This window comes from Rhizobium sp. YTUHZ045 (assembly GCF_051124255.1).
Taxonomy (GTDB): domain Bacteria; phylum Pseudomonadota; class Alphaproteobacteria; order Rhizobiales; family Rhizobiaceae; genus Rhizobium.
The window spans coordinates 12976-35850 of record NZ_CP101435.1 but is presented as its reverse complement, the minus strand read 5'-3'; the positions used below and the strand labels follow the sequence as shown (position 1 = coordinate 35850).

General features: G+C 61.4%; 21 protein-coding genes. 4 read left to right on the top strand and 17 right to left on the bottom strand.

Annotated elements, in window-relative coordinates:
- Nucleotides 1-5 precede the first annotated feature (5 nt).
- Entirely contained in the window at nucleotides 6-4370 is a 4365-nt protein-coding gene (locus NMA58_RS29660; RefSeq protein ID WP_434714981.1) for a strawberry notch-like NTP hydrolase domain-containing protein, read from the bottom strand.
- Between the two features lie 306 nt (nucleotides 4371-4676).
- Here NMA58_RS29660 and NMA58_RS29655 point away from each other — a divergent pair, with 306 nt between their 5' ends.
- Nucleotides 4677-5867: a DUF1173 domain-containing protein gene (locus NMA58_RS29655; protein ID WP_416068609.1), complete on the top strand. Its 1191-nt coding sequence runs from the start codon at nucleotides 4677-4679 to the stop codon at nucleotides 5865-5867.
- Nucleotides 5868-6179: 312 nt separating this feature from the next.
- Here NMA58_RS29655 and NMA58_RS29650 read toward each other — a convergent pair whose 3' ends face one another.
- The 6 genes from NMA58_RS29650 to NMA58_RS29625 all read right to left on the bottom strand — a co-directional run bounded on the left by NMA58_RS29650 (nucleotide 6180) and on the right by NMA58_RS29625 (nucleotide 11872).
- The gene (locus tag NMA58_RS29650) at nucleotides 6180-6425 is read right to left on the bottom strand and encodes a type II toxin-antitoxin system VapB family antitoxin (RefSeq protein WP_416068610.1); all 246 of its coding nucleotides are present in this window, start codon (nucleotides 6423-6425) and stop codon (nucleotides 6180-6182) included.
- A 151-nt stretch (nucleotides 6426-6576) separates the two neighbouring features.
- Entirely contained in the window at nucleotides 6577-7020 is a 444-nt protein-coding gene (locus NMA58_RS29645) for a DUF3846 domain-containing protein (RefSeq protein ID WP_416068611.1), read from the bottom strand.
- Nucleotides 7021-7196: 176 nt separating this feature from the next.
- Nucleotides 7197-8378, bottom strand: a complete 1182-nt coding sequence (locus NMA58_RS29640) for a DUF932 domain-containing protein (protein ID WP_416068612.1) — start codon at nucleotides 8376-8378, stop codon at nucleotides 7197-7199.
- Between the two features lie 216 nt (nucleotides 8379-8594).
- Nucleotides 8595-9239, bottom strand: coding sequence for an antitoxin of toxin-antitoxin stability system (locus tag NMA58_RS29635; RefSeq protein ID WP_416068613.1), 645 nt, complete (start codon nucleotides 9237-9239; stop codon nucleotides 8595-8597).
- The gene (locus tag NMA58_RS29630) at nucleotides 9232-9669 is read right to left on the bottom strand and encodes a hypothetical protein (RefSeq protein WP_416068614.1); all 438 of its coding nucleotides are present in this window, start codon (nucleotides 9667-9669) and stop codon (nucleotides 9232-9234) included. The genes NMA58_RS29635 and NMA58_RS29630 overlap by 8 nt, the downstream gene beginning before the upstream one ends.
- Nucleotides 9670-9736: 67 nt before the next feature.
- Nucleotides 9737-11872, bottom strand: coding sequence for a ParB/RepB/Spo0J family partition protein (locus NMA58_RS29625; RefSeq protein WP_416068615.1), 2136 nt, complete (start codon nucleotides 11870-11872; stop codon nucleotides 9737-9739).
- Nucleotides 11873-12110: 238 nt separating this feature from the next.
- Between NMA58_RS29625 and NMA58_RS29620 the strand changes: the two genes are divergently transcribed.
- From NMA58_RS29620 to NMA58_RS29610, 3 genes are all read left to right on the top strand, one after another.
- On the top strand, nucleotides 12111-12443 hold the full coding sequence (locus NMA58_RS29620; protein ID WP_416068616.1) for an integration host factor subunit beta: 333 nt from the start codon (nucleotides 12111-12113) through the stop codon (nucleotides 12441-12443).
- 826 nt (nucleotides 12444-13269) lie between these two features.
- Complete coding sequence (locus NMA58_RS29615) at nucleotides 13270-13626, top strand: TA system antitoxin ParD family protein (protein WP_416068617.1); 357 nt, start codon at nucleotides 13270-13272, stop codon at nucleotides 13624-13626.
- The gene (locus tag NMA58_RS29610; protein WP_416068618.1) at nucleotides 13623-14210 is read left to right on the top strand and encodes a zeta toxin family protein; all 588 of its coding nucleotides are present in this window, start codon (nucleotides 13623-13625) and stop codon (nucleotides 14208-14210) included. The genes NMA58_RS29615 and NMA58_RS29610 overlap by 4 nt, the downstream gene beginning before the upstream one ends.
- A 70-nt stretch (nucleotides 14211-14280) precedes the next feature.
- Here NMA58_RS29610 and virB11 read toward each other — a convergent pair whose 3' ends face one another.
- Genes virB11 through NMA58_RS29560 form a run of 10 tightly spaced genes read right to left on the bottom strand, consistent with a single transcriptional unit; the run spans nucleotide 14281 to nucleotide 22874 of the window.
- Nucleotides 14281-15303: a P-type DNA transfer ATPase VirB11 gene (virB11, locus tag NMA58_RS29605; protein WP_416068619.1), complete on the bottom strand. Its 1023-nt coding sequence runs from the start codon at nucleotides 15301-15303 to the stop codon at nucleotides 14281-14283.
- A gap of 8 nt (nucleotides 15304-15311) precedes the next feature.
- The gene (gene virB10 / locus NMA58_RS29600; protein ID WP_431324639.1) at nucleotides 15312-16484 is read right to left on the bottom strand and encodes a type IV secretion system protein VirB10; all 1173 of its coding nucleotides are present in this window, start codon (nucleotides 16482-16484) and stop codon (nucleotides 15312-15314) included.
- A gap of 15 nt (nucleotides 16485-16499) precedes the next feature.
- Nucleotides 16500-17351 (bottom strand): P-type conjugative transfer protein VirB9, encoded by an 852-nt coding sequence (gene virB9, locus NMA58_RS29595; protein ID WP_416068621.1) that lies wholly within the window; start codon nucleotides 17349-17351, stop codon nucleotides 16500-16502.
- The gene (locus NMA58_RS29590) at nucleotides 17348-18019 is read right to left on the bottom strand and encodes a virB8 family protein (protein WP_416068622.1); all 672 of its coding nucleotides are present in this window, start codon (nucleotides 18017-18019) and stop codon (nucleotides 17348-17350) included. Before NMA58_RS29590 ends, virB9 begins: the two co-directional genes overlap by 4 nt.
- Nucleotide 18020: 1 nt before the next feature.
- Entirely contained in the window at nucleotides 18021-18278 is a 258-nt protein-coding gene (locus NMA58_RS29585; protein WP_416068623.1) for a hypothetical protein, read from the bottom strand.
- A 34-nt stretch (nucleotides 18279-18312) separates the two neighbouring features.
- Nucleotides 18313-19245 (bottom strand): type IV secretion system protein, encoded by a 933-nt coding sequence (locus tag NMA58_RS29580; RefSeq protein ID WP_416068624.1) that lies wholly within the window; start codon nucleotides 19243-19245, stop codon nucleotides 18313-18315.
- A 3-nt stretch (nucleotides 19246-19248) separates the two neighbouring features.
- Nucleotides 19249-19482 carry an EexN family lipoprotein gene (locus NMA58_RS29575; protein WP_416068625.1) on the bottom strand — a complete coding sequence of 78 codons (234 nt, stop codon included), beginning with the start codon at nucleotides 19480-19482 and terminating at the stop codon, nucleotides 19249-19251.
- The gene (virB5, locus tag NMA58_RS29570) at nucleotides 19479-20171 is read right to left on the bottom strand and encodes a P-type DNA transfer protein VirB5 (protein WP_416068785.1); all 693 of its coding nucleotides are present in this window, start codon (nucleotides 20169-20171) and stop codon (nucleotides 19479-19481) included. The genes NMA58_RS29575 and virB5 overlap by 4 nt, the downstream gene beginning before the upstream one ends.
- Nucleotides 20172-20176: 5 nt before the next feature.
- A complete protein-coding gene (locus tag NMA58_RS29565; protein ID WP_416068626.1) occupies nucleotides 20177-22543 on the bottom strand; it encodes a VirB4 family type IV secretion/conjugal transfer ATPase in 2367 nt (788 codons plus the stop codon).
- Entirely contained in the window at nucleotides 22536-22874 is a 339-nt protein-coding gene (locus NMA58_RS29560) for a type IV secretion system protein VirB3 (RefSeq protein WP_069460906.1), read from the bottom strand. The genes NMA58_RS29565 and NMA58_RS29560 overlap by 8 nt, the downstream gene beginning before the upstream one ends.
- Between the last annotated feature and the right edge of the window lies 1 nt (nucleotide 22875).

The following is a 22875-nucleotide window of genomic DNA, read 5'->3' as shown; positions in this document are numbered from 1 at the left end:
CACGGTCACCCCCGGCCGTCGACGTCGACAACGTGATGCCGTTCAATCAGGCGCGAGAGGATCGCCGGTCCTTCCTCCGACGTTGGAATGAAGTACCGCAATTTCCAGGCGATCATTTCCGAGAACAGGCCGATTGCTCGGAGCCTGTCGCGCATGCCGTCGGTGAAGCCGGTGAGCTCGATGCGGTAGTTGTTCATCGCCCGGACACGCCGCAGCGTCATGCCGCCGGCAAGTCCGACAACCGAGGATCCGGCGAGCAGCGATTGCCAGATCTGATCGGCGCTGACGACTTCGGACTGGTCGAGCCCGAAATTCCGGCACAACCGAGAGAGCCCTTCGGACGTTATCAGTCGGCCGACGATGCGCTCACCCTCGTCGGTCTGAAGGCGATAGACCCGGCAATAATCCTGCGGCAGCAATTTCCAGATCGGCAATAGCAGGCCCGAAACGACATGCATCGTCGACAGCGAAAATTCGGGGAGATTGGCGACCTCGGCCTCCCAGGCGGCCGAGAAGGTTTGCTTGTCCGTTTCCTCCCAATTCGTCTCTTCGAGCTGGCGCAGCTCGAAGCGGATCTCGTCCATCGGCCGGATGAGCGCCACCCGCGGCTCAATTGATCCGTCATCGAGCATGACCGAGCGAGCCGGAACCTGGACGGCCGGGCGGCCGGACTTGCCGTTGATCACAAGCTTCGCTTGGCGATCATGCGCGGCGAGTTCCAATGCGTCGGAAAGCACCATCGGCCTGTTGCGATCCATGCGTTCGATGGTCAAGAGATGCGACTGCGCGCCGGTGACCGGATGGGTATAGACCAGCCGCCGATCCTTCACCGTCATGCGGTCCGCAACAAGCGTCTCCAGCCCCTTGTCGTAAACGCCGGACGCAATCGCGCCCTCGACACGGGCGGCGAGCAATTGCTCGAAGGCATCGAACAGCAAGTTCTGCATGCGAACCGTCAGCGCCAGCATCCGATTGAGGAAGGTGTGAATTGGCGGCAGCTCGTCCTTGAGACCACCTTCCTCTGCCGTCAATGAAAGGCCGGTGATCGTCTCGAACGTTTCGAGCGAGCAGCCTTCGATACCGCCGCCATGGATGAGCCTATAGAACTGCCTGAGCGCATCGCGGGCATATTGGGATTCGAGATTATCCTCGGAGCGGAACATCCCCTGCCCGCCCGTCTGACGCTGTCCGCGCGTGATCGCTCCAAGCGTGTCGAGACGCCGGGCGATGGTCGACAGAAATCGCCGTTCGGCCTTGACGTTGGTGGCGATCATGCGGAAGCGCGGCGGCTGCGCCTGGTTGGTACGATGACTGCGTCCCAGCCCCTGGATCGCCACGTCCGCCCGCCATCCGGCCTCGAGGAGATTGTGGAGCCGCAGCCGCTGGTTCCTGGCGCCGAGGTCGGCATGGTAGGAGCGTCCCGTGCCGCCGGCTTCGGAGAAGATCAGGATCGGCTTCTCGTCATCCATGAAAGCGCGCGTCTCGTCGAGATTGGCGCTGCCCGGCCGGTTCTCGACGGCAAAGCGGGCAATCGCGCCGCTGCCGTCACGGCGCACGATCCGACGCGTGCGGCCGGTGATCTCGGCAACGCGGGTCGTGCCGAAGTGCTGGACGATCTGGTCGAGCGCCGTTGGAATGGCAGGCAGACTGCCGAGCCGTTCGAGGAGAGCGTCCCGGCGGGCGACGGCTTCGCGGCAAAGGACTGGATTGCCGTCGGCATCATGGACCGGCCGCGACAGCAGATTGCCCTGGTCGTCGGAATATTCCTCGAAAAGCTGGATCGGGAAGGAATGGTTGAGATATTCCGCGACGATCTCGCGCGGTGTGACGTCGACCTGGATATCGCCCCACTCCTCGGTCGGGATTTCTGCCAGCCGGCGTTCGGTGAGCGACTGGCCGGTGGAGATGATCTGAACGATCGCCGCGTGGCCTTGGTCCAGATCGTTGTTGATCGCACCAATCAGTGCGGGCGTCTTCATCGAGGTCAGAAGATGATTGAAGAAACGCTGCTTCGAGCTTTCGAAGGCCGAACGCGCCGCGGCCTTGGCGTTTTTGTTGAGTGTGCCCGTGCTGCTACAAATGCCGGAGGCCTCGAGCGCCGCGTCGAGATGATTATGAATGACCTGGAAAGCCTCGGCGTAGGAATCGTAGATGCGTACCTGTTCGTCGGTGAGCGCATGTTCGAGGATATCGTATTCGACGCCTTCGAAGGAGAGCGACCGCGAGGAGTAGAGGCCCATGGCCTTGAGATCGCGGGCAAGCACTTCCATGGTCGCCACCCCGCCGTCCTCGATCGCCGCAATGAACTCGGATCGCGTCGAGAACGGAAAGTCGGCGCCTCCCCAGAGGCCCAGCCGTTCGGCATAGGCAAGCGACTCGACTTCGGATGCACCGGTCGCGGAGACATAGACGACGCGGGCATCGGGAAGGGCACGCTGCAGACGCAGACCGGCGCGGCCCTGTTGCGAAGCAGCCTTTTCCCCGCGCTCGGACCTGCCGCCCGCAGCGTTTGCCATCGCATGACCTTCGTCGAAGATCACAACTCCGTCAAAATCGCCTCCCAACCAGTCAACGATCTGCTGGACGCGCGACCGCTTTCCCTCGCGTTCGTCACTTCGCAGTGTGGCGAAAGTGACGAAGAGGATGCCTTCGTGGAGCTTAATCGGCGCGCCCTGGCGGAACCGTGAAAGCGGCGTGACCTGCAGCTTCTCCTGGCCGAGCGCGCTCCAGTCGCGCTGTGCATCCTCGATCAGCGTCTCGGATTTCGAGATCCATAGATGGCGGCGGCGTCCTTTAAGCCAGTTGTCCAAAATAATCCCGGCCGCTTGACGGCCCTTGCCGGCGCCTGTGCCGTCTCCCAGGAACCAGCCGCGCCGATAGCGGACCGCGCCCTCGGCGTTTGGAGTCACGGCCCTGAGATTGTCAAAGCTCGCATCGACGGACCAGTGGCCGGCGAGATAGCCGGAATGGGCTTCGCCGGCATAGATCACGCTTTCGAGCTGGGCGTCGGAAAGATCGCCTTTGGTGACGGCACGCTTTGGCAGATGCGGGCGGTAGGTCGGTTTGGGTGGCGCGACCGACGCCATTGCGACGGACTCCACAAGCCTGTCCGGATGGGGTTTTGCATCGGGGATATTGATCGCCTGCAGTTGATAGGGCTCGTAAATGCCGTCGGCGACATCAACCCGGATTTTGGGCGAAGCATCGCGCAGCTCGTAGGAGAGTTCGACGACCTGATCGTCGGCAGGGCGCACCGTAGACGCTCTGGCCGCCACAGGGCGCAGGGTGTCGGCACGTTGGCGTACGGCCATTGTCGTGCAGTCGGACAGGATGCCGGTGGGTAGGAGGCACTGGGAACGCGGCGGAAGGTCGGAAATCCAGGCGAGCAACGTTTCCGGATCGGGAGCGACACCGTGCGAGGCAACGAGGCTCGCTGGATCGGCGGGGGCGATCTTGTCGATCACCGTCAGGCGCGTCTCGATTGTCGTGCCGTGCCGCGCATAGACGCCGCCGCCGATGGCGGCGCTGAACAGGACCGAGCCGCGCTCCTGCAAGCGAACGAAGGCGCCGCGCCAGTTCGGGTTGTCGGGAGAAAGGCTGGCACCGGTAATCGCCACGAGCCGCCCACCCGGGGCAAGCCGCGCGAAGGCCGAGGTCATATGACGCCATGCGGCGTCGGCCATGCGGCCCTCGACGTGAACGCCGGCTGAAAACGGCGGGTTCATCAGCACGACGGTCGGGCTCACTGAACGGTCGAGGTAGTCGTCGATGTGGGCTGCGTCATGCTGCGTGACCGGCGCGGCGGCAAAGAGTTGCTCGAGAAGCGCATGCCGGACGGGCGCATATTCGTTGAGTGCCAGGCGTGCATGGGCAAGCTCGGCGAAGATTGCCATCAGTCCCGTCCCGGCAGACGGTTCGAGCACGATGTCGTTCGCCACGAGGCCGGCAGCGCGGGCCGCGACATAGCCCAGCGGAATCGGCGTTGAGAATTGCTGAAACTGCAGGCTTTCCTCAGAGCGGCGCGTATGGCTCGGGATCAGGTCCGCTATCTTCGTCAACATCGCAAGTGCTGCCTCCGACGCGTTTGAGCGGGCGGCGATCGCCGCACCGAACTTGCGCAGGAAGAGCACCTGCGCGACTTCGCATGCCTCGTAGGCGTCTTTCCAGGTCCAGAGGCCCTCGGCATCCGAGCCGCCGAAAGCATCGGTCAGGTTGGTGCGGAGATCGGCGGCGTCGATTGCCTCTCCACGTTCAAGAAGCAGCAGAAGCGCCTCGCCGGCTTTGCGGATTTTACTGGCGCGGAAACGTTCGTTTGAGGTGCCACCCCGCATGGCCGCAGCGTTCGCGGCCGTGGAAGAGATCACGTTCATGGGATACCCTGTTCGAGAGCGAGAAAGGACCGGCCCGCACGGACGCTCTCCAAGTCCCGGCAGGCCAACCCATTTCGGCCCCTCTCTCCCTCTCCAAACGCTCAGCACCGGCACAACACGGGCTGCGACCGGTGCGAGCTCAGGCCCATACCGTCGTTCCCTTCCAATTCCGCTGCGTTGGCTCCCTGCCGGGCCGAAGCAATGACCCATAGTGGTTTTTCTGCGCTAGTATAGTCGACCGGCTTCGTGTTACATCGCAGTCGGCGCGATCACGTGCGACTGAAATGACCGATCAGGAGGGACAATGTGCGGCGGTTTCTAATCGGCGGCAGGTCATTCGAAGAGGGTTCTCCGGAATTGCAGGGTGTCCTCCCGCAGGCGTATGAACAGAAGCTCCGGCCGCAGTGCCAGTGCAAGGACCCGCCGGTCCCAATGTATATTGCCCAGGTTGACGGCCAATACCTCGTCAAGCGGATGCCGCTGACCGGGCGGGATCACGAAGCCGGCTGCTCATCCTTTGAGCCGCCCTACGAGCTCTCCGGTCTCGGCCCACTGATCGGGAACGCGATCCAGATCGACGCGGCATCCGGATCGTCGCTCCTCAAGCTCGATTTTTCCCTGTCCAAACGCGGCAGTCGCGCAAGCGCCGCTCAGCCATCGCGACCGGCCGAGAGTGTGCGCAATGAAGCGAAGAAACTGTCGCTGCGCGCCCTGCTGCACTATCTTTGGGATACGGGCGAACTGACAGAGTGGACCGCGCTCTGGAGCGGAAAGCGCGGCTGGGGGCGTGTTCGCGCAAGCCTTGTCAATGCGGCTACCCAAATGAACGTTCGCGGTGCGCCGCTCAGCGACATCCTATTTGTCCCTGAGGCGTACCACCCGGAGGACAAGGACGGGATCGCTGCTCGCCGTGCGGCGACACTTGCCGGCGCCAAAGCGTCGGGTTCGGGTCCGCGTAAACTCATGCTGGCGGTGGCGGAGGTGAAGGACTTCGACGCTGCGAGAGACGGCCAAAAAATCCTGGTGCGCCACCTACCCTTCCCCTTCATGATCGAAGCCGGCACCTGGAGACTCCTGAACGCCAGGTATGAAAGAGACCTCGAGCTTTGGCGTTCGAGCAATGAGTTTCATCTCATCATGATCGCGACCTTCGGGATTTCGGGGGCGGGGATAGCCACGGTGGAGGAAGTCGCGCTGATGGTGGTCAATGAGAACTGGATTCCGTTCGAGAGCGTCGAGGAACAACGCCTTTTGGAAAAGTTGTCCGGATGGCGGCGCAAGAGCGTGAAGGGCTTACGCTTCAATCTAGCCGCAGATCAACCGATCGCATCTGTCACGCTGCCCCAAGAACGGTCAGGACCGGTCGCGATGTATATCGTGCCGGCTGGGGCGAGCAACGACTATGAGGCAGCGCTTGCGGATCTGAAGGAATCGCGGCCGGAAATGATCCCATGGGTCTGGCGTGTCGCCGAGGGTGATATGCCGAGACTGCCGTAGCAGTGGAATCAGGGAATGGTTTCCAGGTCTGTCGACCGAAATTCGTCCGCCGTGACAAGGATCGCGACGCCGTGGAACCTAGCGCACGCGTAGTGCAAGCTGTGGCCCAAGTTAAGGCCACGGCGTCCGCTGCGATAAAGATGGGCGGCAAGAATGGCAAGCCGCGTTGTCTCCGCCGTCGGCGGAGAACAGGTTCGAAAATGGCGACGGGCGACCTGAAAGGAACTCTTTCTGACGCGATGGCATCGGACGCGCGTGCTGCTTCCGGTTCGTCCGACAAGAGCGCGATAATCGCGCTGGCATCGACGAACATCAGCCATCGCTCCCCATGGCGTCAAAGACATCACGGGAAAGCGGCGTTCGTGTCTCGTCATTCATCGACACGCCATGCTTCTGCCGCAGCCGCGCCGCGGTTTCGAGCGGAGTTTCAGCATGGCTGCGGCGGTCGATCGCCTCGCGCATTGCGATGACGATTGCATCCGTGATGCCGACGCCGGCCATCCACGCGAACTTGCGCATCAGGAGCTCGGCTTCCGGATCATCGACTCTGATGGGCATGTCCGTCTCCATACGGATGGATCGAAACGGATTGTAGTTGATTGTTGAGCTCTTCCCAAGAGCTCCGAAACCTTGAGTTGACGATCCAGCCATTGGCGAATGGCCGGATTTCCGTTTGCATGGTCGAAGGCAAATGATCGGACCGCAACGATCAGTGGACATTTTTATCCATGACGGCGGGCGGGCGCCGGTCGACATGCACTTCCATGGCGCTCAGCCGCGTGCCGAAGATGCGCGGACCGTTTAGCGACTCGAATACCGGATGCAACATCGGCCTGACGATCGTAAGCCGGCTGGCTACGTCTTCGATTTCGGTCGTGACATCGACGGTCTCGCCATATTCATTCGTACCGATGATCAGGAGATTGCCCGCGAGCGGCGACGGATAGCCGTGAAGTTGCGTCACGCAAGGCAGGGCCTCCTGTAGACCGTTGTCGTCGACGACAATGGCAAGGGTCTCATTGATCTGTACCATGTCGATGAGATCGCAGCCGATCAGGTTTCGGATGACGGCAAGCCAGTTTTCTTCGGGGATCGCCACGATGCGGATCGTCGCGATTAGCGGCTCTACGAGATACGCTTTGGTGGTCTTCATGAGATTTCTCCATAATTTAGCGAAGGGACAGGCTGCTGCTCAGCGCCCATAAGGTCGGGACGGATCAGGCGTAGATCAGCCCAGTCTCGACTTCTTAGCCGCAGCAAGGGGAAGGCCCGGCGCAACGCCGGGCGATCAGGGGTTGGTTGAAAGGTTTGTCGAGGCGATCAGGAAGCTTATTCGAGCAGCTTCTTTGCCTTGCATTCCAGCTCAAGGCGGGCGTCCTGATGGGCTTTGCCCCGCGCGAGCGCCGTGATCCCTTGCACGAAGTCGAAAATCGACTCGGGCGGGCGACCTTCTTCGCAAAGCACCGTCTCGATGATCTTGCCGGATTCGGCCTTGGAGAAGCCGCGCTTACGCAGGAAATCCGTGCGATCCTCGTCGTTTCGCGCAACGACCCGCTCGCGTGCCGCCCGGATGCCGGCCACAAAGGCGGCGGGCGAGGAATTGGCGAAATTCGTCAGCGCCGGTGCTGCCTCATGGGCAAAGCGCTGTGCCGCGAACTTCGAGTGCCGGATGGTGATTTCCTGGAAATTTTCGGTGCCCCACAAATTCCTGTTGGCACAAACGGCACGCAGGTAAAAGCTCGCGATTCCAAGTGTTTTCGAGCCGACCTCGCTGTTCCAGGCATAAAAGCCGCGGAAATACAAATCGGGCTCGCCGTTCGGCAACCGCCCCGCCTCGATCGGGTGGGTGTCATCGACCAAAAATACGAAGACATCGCGGTCGGAGGCATAGAGTGTCGTCGTGTCTTTGGTGATGTCGACGAAGGGGTTGTGGGTCATGGAAGACCAATCGAGGACCCCTGGTATTTTCCACAAGGTATCTCCAGTCCCATTACCGGCGATGTTCATGATCGCCGAGACGAGCGCGTGATCCCAGATCCTGCCATAGTCGGGACCCGTCACAGCCCTGAGCTCGGTGCGGCCGTCGTCCATCTCCAGCGTCTTTACGAGCTCAGTGCGGCCGTCGAGGAGGCCGTGCTGCAGGTTGATCGCGGCAAGCGGCGCGGGAAGCTGGCGCATGTAGCTCGCGGGAGCGCCGACCAGACTGCAAAGCTGGCCGTAGCCCCAATGGGTCGGCGCGATCGGCTGGCGTCCGCCCGGCACGACCAGTTCTAGTCGCTCGGCATTGCTGCGGGTCGCTTCGACGCGGATCGCCGAGGTTTCCACTGTCCGGACACGCGCTCGCTCGGCCCTGGACTTGACGGCATGATGGAGTTCGGAAAGCGACAGGTATCGCTCGTCGTCGGGGCGCGAGAACCATTCGGATGAAACCCGTCCGATGCGTTCGCCGCGGGAAATTTCGACCTTGAAGCCGGACGATGCCGGTTGAACGCTGGAAATCATCGTGTTCATAGGAGTCTCCTGGAACGAGAACGCCCGGCACTGGGCCGGGCTGTTGGGGATGGTGACTGCCGGAGGCGGTGGCAGCCGATGATGTGGTCAGATGTGAGTTCGCGACGGCAGGTTTCCGCACCCGTGACGGGCGAGACTTCTTCTCTCCCTCCGCCGCATCTTGACCGCCCCCGCCTGACGGCCCTCTTCCTCTGAGATTGGCCGCACCGGCGCGGATCAGCCGAAGCGCTGGCCGGATGCGGTAAAAGTGTAGCCGTTGGCCGAAATCGCCGCGTCGACGGCCTGGTCCGACGTTAGATACTCGTATTCGCGCTCGAGTTGCCGGTAGAGCCAGCGAGCAAGATCGCGGAGGCTCTCGATGACGGCTTCCTCCGCGTTGATCGTCATTGCCTGGTACGACGGACTGTCCCGCTCAACCGAGATCGCCATGCAATAGGCATGGTAGTAGTGGCCACGATGGGTGGCATCCGCGCGGAGCTGGTAGAAATTGCGCTTCTGAATTGCCTGGAGCATGTCGGCGATCCGATGCAACTCGGCATCCCGTGGCGCGTATTCCCTGATCCGGCGCGGCGCCTGCTTGCCGTGGGAATAGTAGGCTTCGAAGCACGCACCATCTCCCTGGCTCCAGAACCCACTGAACCAGATACAGGGATCCTGGCGGGAGCCGTCGCCCTGGAGACGGACCGTGCATGTCTTGAGGCGGAGGCCGAGGATTTCGCAGATGCGCTCGAAATCTTCATAGACAAAATCGAACCAGTCGTAGTCGAAGCCGCCTTCGCGGTACCAGGCGCGGGCGCTGTCCTTCGCCGCATCCGACAGCTCGTGGAACCGGTAGACGACAGTCTCGATGATCTCAGCCATCGCTCTCGCCTCCTATGATCGTTCCGGACAGGGTTTCGGGGTCGGGTGCGCCGGCAAGGATCGCCTCCGCGCGGGCAACCACCCACGACGCTCTTGCGACCCAATCGGAGGCGGTTGGCCTGTCCGACCGGATGTCGGCGAGGATGATCTTCAGGACCCCGAGCAGGATTTCGAAATGCGCCGCCTTGCGCTGAACCGTTTCCGTGAATTCAGGGGGGATCGGGATCGCCGGAGCGCGATAGGCGGCATCGGCGCCCTGCCAGATGCCGCTCACATGAGTTTCGCCTGCGGTTTCGTAGTCATGCCGGGCGTCGTCCCAATCGTTGTCCTCAATTGCCGCGCGACATGCGGCATCGCACGTCTCGGCGCGATAGGTGCGATGGCGGAAGACCGGCAGACGATAGGTGGTCTCAATCGTAAAGTCGGGCATCGGAATGCTCCTTAAAAAGAAAGGCCCAGCTGTGGGGCCGGGCCTTGGATGAGATGGGGAGATCGGTTTACTCAGCGGCGTCGAGATGGCCGTAGCCGTCTTCTCGATCTGCGTCGTCGTCCCGATCGCAGGAATCGAGGTCTTCCGTCAGGAAGGCGGGGAGCGCGGCGCCAACCTCGGCGTCAGGAGTGACACCGGTGTTCTCGACCTTTGTGGAGACATCATCGCTGGTGACGTCTTCGGCAGCGCGGAGCGGCTGCGGCAGCCATCCGCTTCCGGCGATGAGCCGTTCGGCCTCACGCGCCATATCGCTCTTCTTCAGATGGCCGATCAGCTGTGCCGATTGCTCGCCTTTCGCTTCCTGCACGGCCTGGAGGATATGGGCCTTGGTGACCCGACCCAGGTAGTTGTCGGCCGTTGGCGTCCAACCGGCCTCGACCATGTCGAAACCGATCGATCGTGCGACCTGGTCGGCATGCGCGATCGCGCGGCTGCGCTTGTTCCAGGGTTCGATGACCGCATTCAACGACAGCGAGGCGCAATGTGCAAAGAGTGCCTGCCGGCTAGCGTCGTCGAGCCCGATCAGGAAGCCCCAAAGCGCGTCGGGATCCTTGGGGAGATCCTGACCCCATGCTTCCTGCCGCTGGTCGATCTCCTTGGCCCACGCGGTATCACCAAGCGCCGGCGTCTGCGAGAATCGGGCGCTCTGCAGCGTCACCTCCAGGCATGTATCGGACCCGTAGAGATAGAAGGTCTTCAGCACGAAGGCGTGAAGCACCGCGATGAAGGCAATGACCGGATCATTGGCGAGCGCGTTGCGCAGCGCAACGGTGCGGGTTGCCGTCAAATCCAGCACCAGGCGTTCGGAGAGCGGCCGAAGCGAACCCTCCTCCTCTTCGCTTTCGGCATTCATGGAGCCGACACCATGCACCGCGTTACCGTCGGCAGAAACGGTCGGACGGCCGCCGACGACATCATTATCACCTTCCGACGCGTCGCCGCCATCAACGTCTACCTTCGGCTCGTCCTCTGGGCGGACGAAACCTCGCTCGATCTTGAGCTCGCCGTTTGCACCGAGCGAGATGAATGCGCCGCCGCGCGCGACCTCGTCGCCGTCAAACACGTAAGGCCGGTCGTTCAGCTGGTCGAGTTCGCCGCCAAGTTCCTCCAGTTTGCGCTCGGTCTCCTCGCTATAGTCTTCGGCCTCGGCATAAGCCGCGTCGAGCGCGTCGTACTCGGCTTTGACGGCATCGTAGCGCTTCAGCTCGTCCGCGGTCATCTCCGGCTGCTCGCCGTAGAAGCGGCGAAGCCCCGAGGTGTGGCCGTAGGGGAAATCGAAGGCAGCCTCGATCCATTTCCAGCCTTCAGCAGATCTGATCGCCTCGGCGTCGGCATTGAGCTTCTCAATGACGAGCTGCTCGACCAGAGCCGGGTCCTGCAGCCAGCCGCCATTGTCCTCGTCGAAGAGATCGCGCATGACCACCCCGCCGGCACCCTCATAGGCTTCGATACCGATATAGACGGCACGGCGGTCGCTCGCCCGGATTGCTGTCTCGGTCAGAAGCCGGCGGATGTAATAGGGCTCACGGACGTGCTGGCGCGAGATCGTGTCCCAGACCTGTTCCTGCCGGACATGATCATTGGTGATCGAAAACGCCATGACCTGCTGCAGGGTCATCTCATCGCTGGCGTAGAGATCGAGAAGGCGCGGTGAGACCGCTGCAAGCCGCAACCTTTGCCGCACCGTCGCGACGGAGACGAAGAAGCGCGCGGCGATGTCGTCTTCATCCTGACCCTGTTCCTTCAAAGTCTGGAAGGCCCGAAACTGGTCGAGCGGGTGGAGGTCGACGCGATGCACGTTTTCGGCAAGGGAATCCTCGACCTCCGGCGTTGCCGCCTGGCTGACAATGCAGGGGACACCGGCGGTTTTCGCGAGCCGTTTCTGGGAGACGAGGCGCTCGAGGGCCCGGTAGCGGCGACCGCCGGCCGGAACCCGGTAGAAACCGGTCTCGTTGCCATCGGCGTCGAGCTCCGCCCTGACATTGAGGCTGGCGAGCAAGCCGCGCCGCGCGATGTCTTCGGCAAGGTCCTCGATCGAAACGCCGGCCTTGATGCGGCGAACGTTGTTCTGGCTGAGCACCAGCTTGTTGAAGGGAATATCGCGGGCCGCGCTAAGGGTAATTTTCTGGATGGCCTGGGCCATGTCGGTTCTCCATGACGGGCCGGCCGGAGCCTCTCTCCGACCACCTTAACCCGTCACGATCCCCCTTCCCCCCTCCCCCTCTCTTCCTCCCCGCCAACTCCGGCCGGCGTGCCAAGCGGCCGGTCCGCCACGATTACAAGTTGATCGCGAGGCGCCTTCGTTTTTAAGCCTACGGCACCCCCGGTCACCCGAGCGGACATCAGCCGCCCCTTCCCCGGCATCCTTTATGAGGTCGCCCGTGATAAAATCCGAACTCGTTTCCCTGGTTGCCGCTCGCAATCCCCATCTCTATCACGCTGACGCCGAGAAGATCGTCGATGCCGTCCTCGAAGAGATCGCCGCGACGCTCGCCGACGGCAGTCGTGTGGAACTGCGCGGCTTCGGCGTCTTTTCCGTGCGCAATCGACCGTCACGGTCAGCGAGAAATCCGCGGACGGGGGGCGCGGTTTTTGTCGAGGAAAAATGGGTGCCCTTTTTCCGCACGAGCCGCGAATTGAATGGCCGGCTAAACGAGGCCGGGGAAACAGATTCACGGACTGCCGCGGCAAACAAGGCTATCTTGCGATCATGATTAGGGTGGAGAACTCGCTGCAGCGACGCAACAAGCGGCAGCGGCTGCTTGGCAGTAGCAGCGGTCCCCGTTGCGGGGCTTCGGACCAATGCCGGGTAGATTTGCATGTCCTATGAGTGGGACCCGCTCCGGGCGCGTCGCACCCGAATGATCAGGATTGCTACGGTAGTGGTCTTGATCGTCAGCGCGGTGAGCGTTCCTGTGGCTGCACTGCTGACGGCAACAGCCAGATGAGCCGCCGAGCGCCACCGCATCAGGCCAACGCCTTATGGGGCGGGCAGGGGTTCGCTCCAGTGCTTTATCAGATCATCTGGATCCACTTATTGGTCCAATGCCTGCAAAACGCGGCGTCGACTCGTTAGGTTCCTTGAATAACGATCGATTTGGAGACCTCTTGCCTCAGATTCTTGGGGGCGAGGCCTGAAGACTGGCAAGGCTACTATCCAATCTTCTGAGCAGAAGCGGAAACGCCCGGACTGGCGGGCACCGAGGGAGTCAAGGGCTATTTCCAAATTACTCCGGCCTCGTCGCCATCCGGGCCGCCACGCCGGAACCCTCAAACTTCGCGGCTGAATGGAAAGAACTGCTGGCACAAATGTGTCCGAAGTAGAAACACTCGGCCGGTTCTGAGCCGCGAAAATGGCCTAGCCTCGGCTGAGAATGCCAAAGTGCATTCTGTCTGCGTTCGTAGAGACGATCGAATTCACAGTCTTGAGCCTACCGATCATGCGCTGTCGATGCCGTCTGCCGAAGATTGGGGCCATTCGGTCTGCCCTTGATTTTCAGGTAGCATTTTGCTACCTATATGATCATGCAGGAGATGAACATGGCTCAATCGGTCAAACTTGCAGACGACATAATGGCACTCATCCGTCGGGAAGCCGATCTTCAGAGTAGGTCTGTTGCCGGTCAGATAACGCATTGGGTAAAAATCGGGCGAGCAATCGAGCATTCCGGGACCTTCGATTATGGCCGGATCAAGCTGGCACTCGAGGGCCGACTCGATACGACCGAACTCCAAGAGGATGAAGAAGCCGCCTGGCTCGATGCGTTCACGACCAAGATGGCTGAACCGACGACGGCTGAACAAGAATTCTTTGCTCAACGCAGAATGTTGGGTCGCGGCGTTGGTCTCGATGCAGGTGGCAACCTCATCTATGCAAAGGATGACGCAGCCGCATGAGACCCAGCCTTGTTCTGCTTGCCGGACCAAATGGCGCCGGCAAGTCGACACTCTACCAGACCCGCGTTGCTCCAGGCTTCGCGGGTCCTTTTATCAATGCCGACATCATCCAGCGCGAGGAGCTCAAGGACAGCTCGATGGAAGCGGCCTATAAAGCTGCCGAGATTGCGCGCGACCGCCGGGCGGAGATGCTTGAGGCAGGCAAGAGTTTTGTGACCGAGACCGTCTTCTCTCACTCATCGAAACTGGAAATTATCGAAACCGCACGGACGCATGGCTACATCGTCATTGTCATGCATGTCGGTGTCGACAGTCCCGATCTCTCGGTGGCGCGGGTCAAGGGCCGCGCCGACGAAGGGGGCCATGATGTCCCGGAAAAAAAGATTCGAGCACGCTACGATCGTGGGCAGCCGTTGATCCGGCAAGCCGTCCTTCGTGCCGACCGTGGCATGGTCTTTGACAATTCGAAGCTCAACGAACCACCTCAGCAGATTCTGGTCTTTGAGAGGGGCCGCCTGCTGCAGGCAGCTCCCTATCTGCCGGGATGGATCCTTTCGGTCTATGCCGACGACCTTATCATCTGACCCGCATCACTTGATCGGCGCGGGAGGCCGCCAGCCGGGAGTGAAGCGTGAACCCGCCCCGCTATTCGCGCTAGCGACTGCTGATGGCGTTTGCGTCAGGATGAGCGGGCCGAAAATAGATTTCCGTCACTCGAAACTTCCCGGCGACGCGCCTGCATTGCACAACGACATCGATAGCGATTTTGAGCATCTCGCGGATGTCGTGGCGCTCGAGATCCTTGCCGCCGTCCGATTCCTTCACGAGCAGCGTCAACTGCTCGAAGGCTAGTTCCGCCGAATCCGCATGAACCGTGGTGATCGAGCCGGGATGGCCGGAATTGACATTGCGGATGTAGTAGAAGGCCGTTCCGTCCCGCAATTCCTGAAGGAGAATGCGGTCGGGTCGCATGCGCAGGCAGGATTCAAGCAGGTCCTTCGCAGAAATCTTTGCAAGACCCTGCCCGCCCTTGGAATAGAACAGACGCACGTTGTTGGGCTGCGGGATGACGAGCTCAGGCGTGTCCTCAATCGAGATGATGCGCTCGTGATCCGGAATATGCCGGATCAGTGCCTTTGAAAGCGTCGTCTTGCCCGAGCCCGTGGCGCCGGAGATTATGATGTTCTTTCGTGCAAGCACGGCCTCCTGAAGGAAGGCCCTATGGGCGCCGGTTCGGTGGAGTTCCAAGAGTCGGTGGTCGGAGGGTGCTGCGTCGCGGCTTGCCGGGGCGACGTCGGCGAATAGCCCGCCGTTCTCAAGATCCTGCAGGCTGAGCGACACGGAAGACGGCTTGCGGATCGTGATGCTGACGGTCTCCTTGGCGGTTGCTGGCGGAATGACGATCTGGATGCGTTCGTCATCGGGCAACGTAGCCGACAGGATCGGCCGGGTTTCGTCAATCGATTGATGGGAGAAACTCGCCACGGCCCGGGCAAGGCGCATCAACTTTTGGAACGAAAGGGCCGGCAGGTCATGGGTCCGCCACCCACCGACACCTTCCGTCAGGACTTGCCCGGGCCGATTGACTATCACTTCATAGAGAGTCTCGTCAGCCAAGAAGTCTTCAAAGGGAACAAGCAGCTCCCGCACGACACCGGCGTCTGGACCTTCAGTCATGAGAGGGCCTATTTGGTCACGAGCTTCGAATCCGGGAGGAAATCCCCAAGTACGGCGCGGTCATAGATGCGATTGCGAGGTTCGGTGACGCGCAGGCGATAGACGCTCGAGAAGTCGAGGTCGCGCGCCACGAAGATCGACACCAGTTCGCCCTGATGTTTCATGAGCGTCGGCGGAATGTTGATCGACTGCTCGACCGCGATGGCCGCGGCCTGGTTTCCTGCATTTGTGGTGTTCTGCGCATCGACATCGCTGTCCTGCAACCGGCTGTTGGCATAGGAGGTCGCGTCGCCGACGATGGAGAGCAGAATGGCGCTGCCGAACCTTTCCCACCAATGGGTGTCGACATAGCCGTCCATACCGGCGCGCCCGAGCGCATCGGTTGCCGGCGACGCGAGTGTGACGATCACGCCTTTCGGGGTCTTAGCGCGGTTCCAAAGGACAAACAGGCGTTTTTGTCTGCGCTGCAGCCCGCCGCGATATTCGCCGACCACCTGCGTGCCCTTTTCCATCAACACGACGCGGCCACTATCGGAGAGGACATCCCGGTTGATGACGCAACTGGTGAAGCCCGGCTGGTCGGAGGCGAGCGCGGTTTCGAGCACGCAAGGGATCGAGGTTCCCATGGCAACGATGAAGTCCCGGTTACCGAGCGTGCCGGCGCGCGACCCCTGCAATTGAGTGGGCGTCATCAGGCGGTTGAAGCGCTGGTCTTCGTTTTCGGTTTGCGTGTTGATGCCGGCCGGAGTGACGCCGAGCGGCAGATAGTTGGACGTGGCGTCGGCCGTCTTCTCGTCTGTCTCGCGTTGCGTCGACGGCGATTTGCCGCCGAAAGCGATCACCGGTGCGCGACGTGCGGCGTCGAGCAGCTTATCGTCTTCCGACGGGGCCGCCTCAGTGACGATGGGCGTCGGTAACTTGACTTCGGTCGGCGTGACGACCGGTTCGGCTCTTTCCTTCGCCGGCTCGAAGTCCGATGTCTGGCGGATGACGACGCGCTCGGGCTGTGCGCCGTCACCATCCTTGTTTTCTCCGCGCATCGACCAGAGGGCGAAGGTGACGAAGACGATGATCGCAAGCGCGACCGCGCCGCGTCTGAGCACCGGATTGTTGTCGAGCCTGCGGCCGGTGGTCGTTTCGGCGCGCTCGCCCGGGATCCGGTTCGGTTCTTCCTCGGCCATTGGACCTCCCTATCCTTATTCGCCCGTCGGCGTCTTCATCACACGTTCAACGGACGGCGATGTCGTGTTGGTCTCGGGATTGATACCGACGCGGTCGTAGGCTTCGTTGAAGACGCAGAGCACGTCCCCTCCCCGGCGCAGGATGAACTTGCGGCTGATCGCATGGACGAGCACAAGGTTGCCCGAGACCGATTTCGGTACGAGGCTTTCCGTGCCGTCGGAATTTTCGATGTAAATCGCCGGCATTTCCTGGTTTCCGACGAAAGCGAAGGTGGTGACCTTGCCGTTGTCATAGACCGCTTGCGGCTCGAGTGCTTGCGACCCTTCCGCCGAATAGCGCCAGTTGCGCGGACCGTAGGCTTCGTGAAGGCCGAGCACCCGATCGGCCTGCGCCGACTGCGCGGCCTGAGCCCGGGCTTCCGCCTCCAGCCGCCGCCTCTCCGCTTCATCGGCCGGGTAGCGATATTTCACATAAAAGTATGTGTTCTGGCCGGCGGCGACCGAGCCGTCGCGCACGGTGAGTTCCATCTGGTAGCTGCGGGTCGACCCGTCGCGACGCGTGGTCACGACCGAGATGTTGGTGACCGGCTGGTTCTCCCGGGGTTTCAGGAAAAGAATGTTTCCGGCCGGTGCCACTTCCCAGGCGACGGAGTTGCCGAGTGCGACATGGGCGATTTCCTCGTCGGCGGCAAACTCGATCTGTACCGAGGATCTCAGCGTGCCGACGATCTTCGTGATGTTGTAGGGCTGGTAGTTGACGAAGCGGATACGATTGTCCTGGGTCGCGCCACGCGGAACCTCGAGTGCGAGGGCTGAGGATACGAGACTTCCGGCCAGCAGAAGGGAAATGAGGTAATGCGGTCTCAATTGATGGTCTCCGGATCGGCGCGATAGTCACTGACGACGAACCCCAAAGGATTGACCAGTCGGTCGGTGGCCGACATCGGGGCATTGGCATAGGAGAAGGTGAGCGTTGCCACCCAATGGGTGGTCTTCACCTCCTCGCCGCGCGTGACTGTGCGCATGTAGCGGACCGAGACGACGTTGGCGTTGATCAGCGAAATCGACACGACATTGATGCGTGCGGTCGCGCCGCGGCCATAGACGTTCTGGGGCGAATCCGGGTTGCTGCCGCGATAGAGTGCGGCAAATCGGGTCTGCTCGGCCTGGGTCGACAGGAGTGCCACGTTGCGGAAGTTCTCTTCCGCCTCGCTCCAGACATAACCTTCGCGAGCCCGCACATATTTGGCCGCAAAATACTTGGTTACTGCCTCATCATAGGTGCCGGCGGTCGCTGTGAGTGCCGAGACGACATCAACAATGCCGGTTGAATTGTCGACCCGAACGACGAAGGGTTCGACGGTTTTGAGCGGCGTAAGTGCTGCGATCGCGAAGACGGATGCGGCGGCGAGAACGCCGGCGGCGATCGCCACAGACCAGGCGATGCGCGCAGATCGCTCGACCTGAAGGAGGCGGTCCTGATCGAAGCGGCGGGCCTTATCAAAATAGCTCTTGAGACTGTCCGTGGTCACCATGTCATTCCTTCCCGCAGTTTCGGTAGGAGCCGGCGATGTCGAACTGTTCGAAGGCGGCAGGCGCGGCCTGGTTCTGTATTTCGGCATAGGGCGTTGCAGCGGAGGTCGGCTGCCTGGTGGGGCTCTTTTCCTCCCACTGCCACATTGCGCGGTTCAGCGGGCGGCGGGCATAGCCGTCGCATTTTGGAAGCGGGTAGGAGATCGAGGCGCAGCTCGCCAAACCGGTAAGAAGAAGGAACGATAAGATTGTGCGGATCATGTGGAATTACCTTGAGGCGTTTACCGGGCGGCCGTCATTCGGCCGCGCGTTCTGTCGTGCGTCGGCTGAGCGACCGCGCGCCGCGCCCGACCGCGCCGGCAGCCCGGGAGGCGGCCCAGGCAAGCGTGCTTTCGTGCGCATCGCGTGCCGCCCCGTATCCGTAGGTGAGCGAAGCGCCGCCGGCGGCAAGCGCCGAGGCGATGCCGGGCAATTGATAAAAGACGTAAAGCGCGGCGAGGCAGATGGCGCAAAGCGCGATCGGTCGCATCAGCACGTCGCTATAGCCTTCGATGGCAGTAAAGGTTGTGTCGATGCAGGTGATCAGTAACGAGCCGATCGCGACGACAAGGACCTGAAGGATGACAAAATTGGCGAGCTGGCCGATCCAGGATTCGGTGAAGCGGCGTGTTGCCTGGAACATGGCGAGCGCAATGAAGATCGGTCCGATCGCCAGTACGATGGCGAGCGCCAGCCGCGCGTAAAGCGAGACGATATAGCCGATCGCCGCGACGATGAAACTTGCGCCGATCACCATCATGCCGCCGACCCCGGTAACGATATCGACCGGCCAGGACGCGCGGGACCAGATCTCGTAGGCGCAGCGTTGGCCCTTGTCGAGCAGGCTGTCGAAGGTCGAGGCGCTTGGCGCCGTGCCGCTGTTCAGCGCCTGGGAGATTTCTTTCGGAAGCGTCTCAAAGAAGATATTGGTGACGTAGGTCTGGTACTCGCTGGCATTCCTGACCAGCATGACGATGATGGCAAGCTTGATAGCGCGGAAAGCAAATTCGAGAACGGGTTCCTGCACCGAGCCACGTAGCACCAGATAGCCGTAAAGTACGACGTAGAGCGTGAGTGCCGCCGTCAGCGGTCCGCTGACCCAGTTGGCAATATTCGACGTGCCTGAAGAAATGAAGTTTTCGAGCGGCGCCTTGAATTGCGCATCGACGAAGCTGAAGACCTGGTACATGCATCAGCCTGCAAGCGATTGGCGCATCCGCTCCAGACGCAGCTTGCCGTCGGCGCTTTCGGCATTTTGGCAATTGGGCGTGCTGCCGCGTTCACCGGGATTGTTGCGGCATTCGCCGAGGACCTTCGCCAGAAGAGGCTCGTCGGCGAGAAGTTCATCGACGGTGTGGACCTTTTGTGTTTCACCGGAGCATGAAGCGAGCACGCCCAGCATAATGAGTGGGAGAACGCGCTTCATGGCAGGGCCGCTCCCATGGTGTCCATGCGCTGTCGCCAATCCTCCGCTTTGCGCTGGTCGTCGACCTCACCTTGCGCGCTCTGGATCATCTGGAGCCCCTGCATACGAAGAACGTCGGTCTGCAAGTACGCCGACTCCGCCTGCAAGCGCGCCTGCAGGTCGGCAATGTCCTTGGCATCGGCTGCACTGGAGATCTTCTCGCGAAGCTGGTCGATGCCGTCGATGCGCTTGGTCGCGGCATCATAGATTTCTTCGCCGAGGCTCATCTGCCCGGCGTTCTGATTTTGCACGCGGCTCAGTTCCTGGGCATAAAAATCTTCAGCGTCGGTCCGGTATGTGGAGTTACTGTCGAGGAATTTCGTGGCCGAACTCTCGAAGACGCCGGTGCCTTGGCCGTTAAGCAGGCTCTCGACCGTCTTGAAGTCAGGGGGCAACGCCCTTCTGATCGCGGGATCGTTCAGTAGGGCCGCGACATCGGCCATGTCGGTGATCTTGTTGAGCGAGCCATAGAGTTGCTGGGCTTGCTCGATCTGCTGATTGAGCGCATCGAGCTGGGATTTTAGCTGGGCGATGCTTTCGATCTGCTTGGCGATCGCCGTCTGGTCGATCACCGGTATGCCTTGGGCTGAGAGGTGATTGGCGGGGAGGATCAAAGCCAGGATCGTGGCGATCGCGGCGGTTTGGCGCATACCCATCAGAGCAGCCTCCTTTTTTGCTGGAATACGGCGAGCCATTCGCCGTGGTCGTCGCCAAGCTCGGCGCGGACGGCGTCGGCAAGCTCCACGTTGGCGGTTCGCCCCGACAGGATCGCAAGTTCGTCGTCAAAGCCATTGAGGTTCAGCTCTGCGACCACGCTGTTATGGCCCTGCTTGACGATGAAGCGACGGCTTTCGACTGAGAGTTCGCGTGCAACCAGTTCGAATTCCCGTCCGGTCAGCTTGAAACCGTCGACATAGTCGCCTTGGTCGCCGCGCGGATTGGGAAGGAAGATCTGTGTCGGGCATTGCTCAATGATCGTATGCGCGATCGGCGAGGCGATCGCGTCGCGTGGGCTTTGAGTGGCAAACAGCATCAGTCCGTTCTGCTTGCGGATGGTTTTGAGCTTGTTCTGGGCGAGCTCGCGAAAACCCTCGTCCTTTAGCGCCTTCCAGAACTCGTCGATGACGATGATGATGCGGCGACCGTCTATCAGTTGCTCGATGCGGTAGAAGAGATAGGCCATAAGAGGCGTGCGGATCTCCTCGTTGTCGAGGAAATCGGTCATGTCGTAGCCGATGAACTTCGCGCCAATGCCAATGTCGTCGAGCTCATTGTCGAACACCCAGCCAAGCGGCCCGCCCCTCTCCCAGCGCCTGAGCCGCGATGCGATACCTTCGGGATCGGTATTGTTGAGAAATGTCCGAAGCGCGCCGATCGAGCGGCGCTCAACGGGAAGGTCGGCGAGACCATCCACGGCCGAGGCGATGTCTCGCAGTTCTGAGACGGTCAGCTCCCGCGTCGCGGACCCGACAAGCTTACCCACCCATTGCGCCAGGAACACCTTATTGGCCGCGTTGAGGTCGATTGCCTTTAAGGGCGCGCAGCCGGTGGGAACGCCATTCCTGAGCGGCAGGTAATTGCCGCCGGCGGCGCGAACGAAAAGATCGGCGCCACGATCCTTGTCGAAAAACACCATATACGGGTCGTGCTTTTCGAGTTGCGAGAGCATGAAATTGAGAAGCACGGTCTTGCCGGCGCCCGATGGGCCGCAGATGAAGGTGTTGCCGAGATCGCCATGATGGAAGTTGAAGTAAAACGGCGAGCCCGACGCGGTCTTCAGCATGGCGACGGCCGAACCCCATTCATTGCCGTCCTTCTGTCCCGTCGGGTAGGAGTGATAGGGCGAGAGAGCTGCGAAGTTCTTCGAGGTAATGGCGCCGGAGCGCGCCCGAAAGCGAGTATTGCCCGGCAGTTGCGCCCACCAGGCCGCTTCCAGTCCGAGATCCTCACGGGCGACCACCGCGCCGCCATTGGTCAGATGGGCGCGGGCCTTGGCCATATTGTCGGTCAGCTCCCTGACCGAGGGCGCGAAGACCGACAGCGTCAGATGGTGCTCGCCAAGAACGAAGCGGTTGGATTCCAGATCATCCATCGCTTCGCTGAGCTCGCCGATTTGCGAGGCGGCCTTGTCGCCGGCGCTGACCATCTGGTTTTGCTTACGCCCCATGATCGTGCGCGCGTCGGCTTTCGAGGCAAAGGCGAAGGACTGCGTCAAGATGAGCTCGAAGGGCGCGGTCAGGATGCCGTCGAGCATGCCGGAACGCGTCGAAGCGGGATATTCCTTGAAGCCGAAGATGCCGGCATAGCGGCTCATCGCCTCGTGGCGGATCTCGGCGGTTTCGCGACCGAAGATCACGCGGTCGGAGTAGATCGCCGATGATATCTGGCCCTCGGTCAGCGGGACAGGTTCGCGTCGTCCGCCGACAAGCTGGTGCAGCACTTCGCTCGGTTCGGAAAACACGATGCCGTCTTTCTCATAGAGGCCAAGGGATCGCGGCTCAAAGCGCTTGAGGCCGGCGATCACATCCGTCACCTTGTCGCGAAGGTGTTTGAGCGCGGTCTCGTCCACCTCCCCGCCCCTGCGGCGGGCGCTGCGCAATCGCTTGACGAAGCTTGCGGCTTTTTCGGCCGGATCGCGATCGGGATGCCAGATCAGGCTGACATAGAGGTCATTGCGAAACAGATCCTCCCGGACCATGCGCTCGCGGTATTTCGCGTTGAGCTCCGCGGAAAACGGATTTGTGAATTCACCATCGGGATAGGCGTTGTCGCGCCGGCGGATGACATGCGTCCAGAGCACCAGCCGCTCGTCGGCAATGTTGCGGTAAAGCGTATTGAGATCGCGGTGCAGCCCGTTGAGATCGAGAATGTCGGCCGTTTCGAAGGACACACCCTCGAGCACCAGCATCACCATCATCGCTCTCGAGGAGAGCGCGATGGTCGTCTCGTCCACATGGCGGACATAGGGAATGAAGGTTTCCGGCGCGAGTTCGCGGGCGCGAAGCGTCACAAGATTAGGCAAGGCTCAGGTCCCTCTCGTCATAGCGTCTGCGAAGTCTCAACGGAGAGAGGCTTGCGCCGCCCCAATAGGCGGCATTGCGCGAGCGGCCGCGGGTTTCGAGCCAGGCGACAAGCAGCCGGAACATGTTGTGGTCGTGTTTGACCAGCGCCCGGAATATGAAATGAAAGACGACGCCGACCAGCGCATAGGCGATCGATCCCGCGGTGATGTAGAGGATGGTCGTCAGCATGATGTTGAACCCCATCGCCTCCATGGTCACGCCGGCAATCATGGCCGGCCGGGTGCAGGCTAAAAACAGCGTGTCTTCTTCCAATGTCGGGGCGCTCGCCACA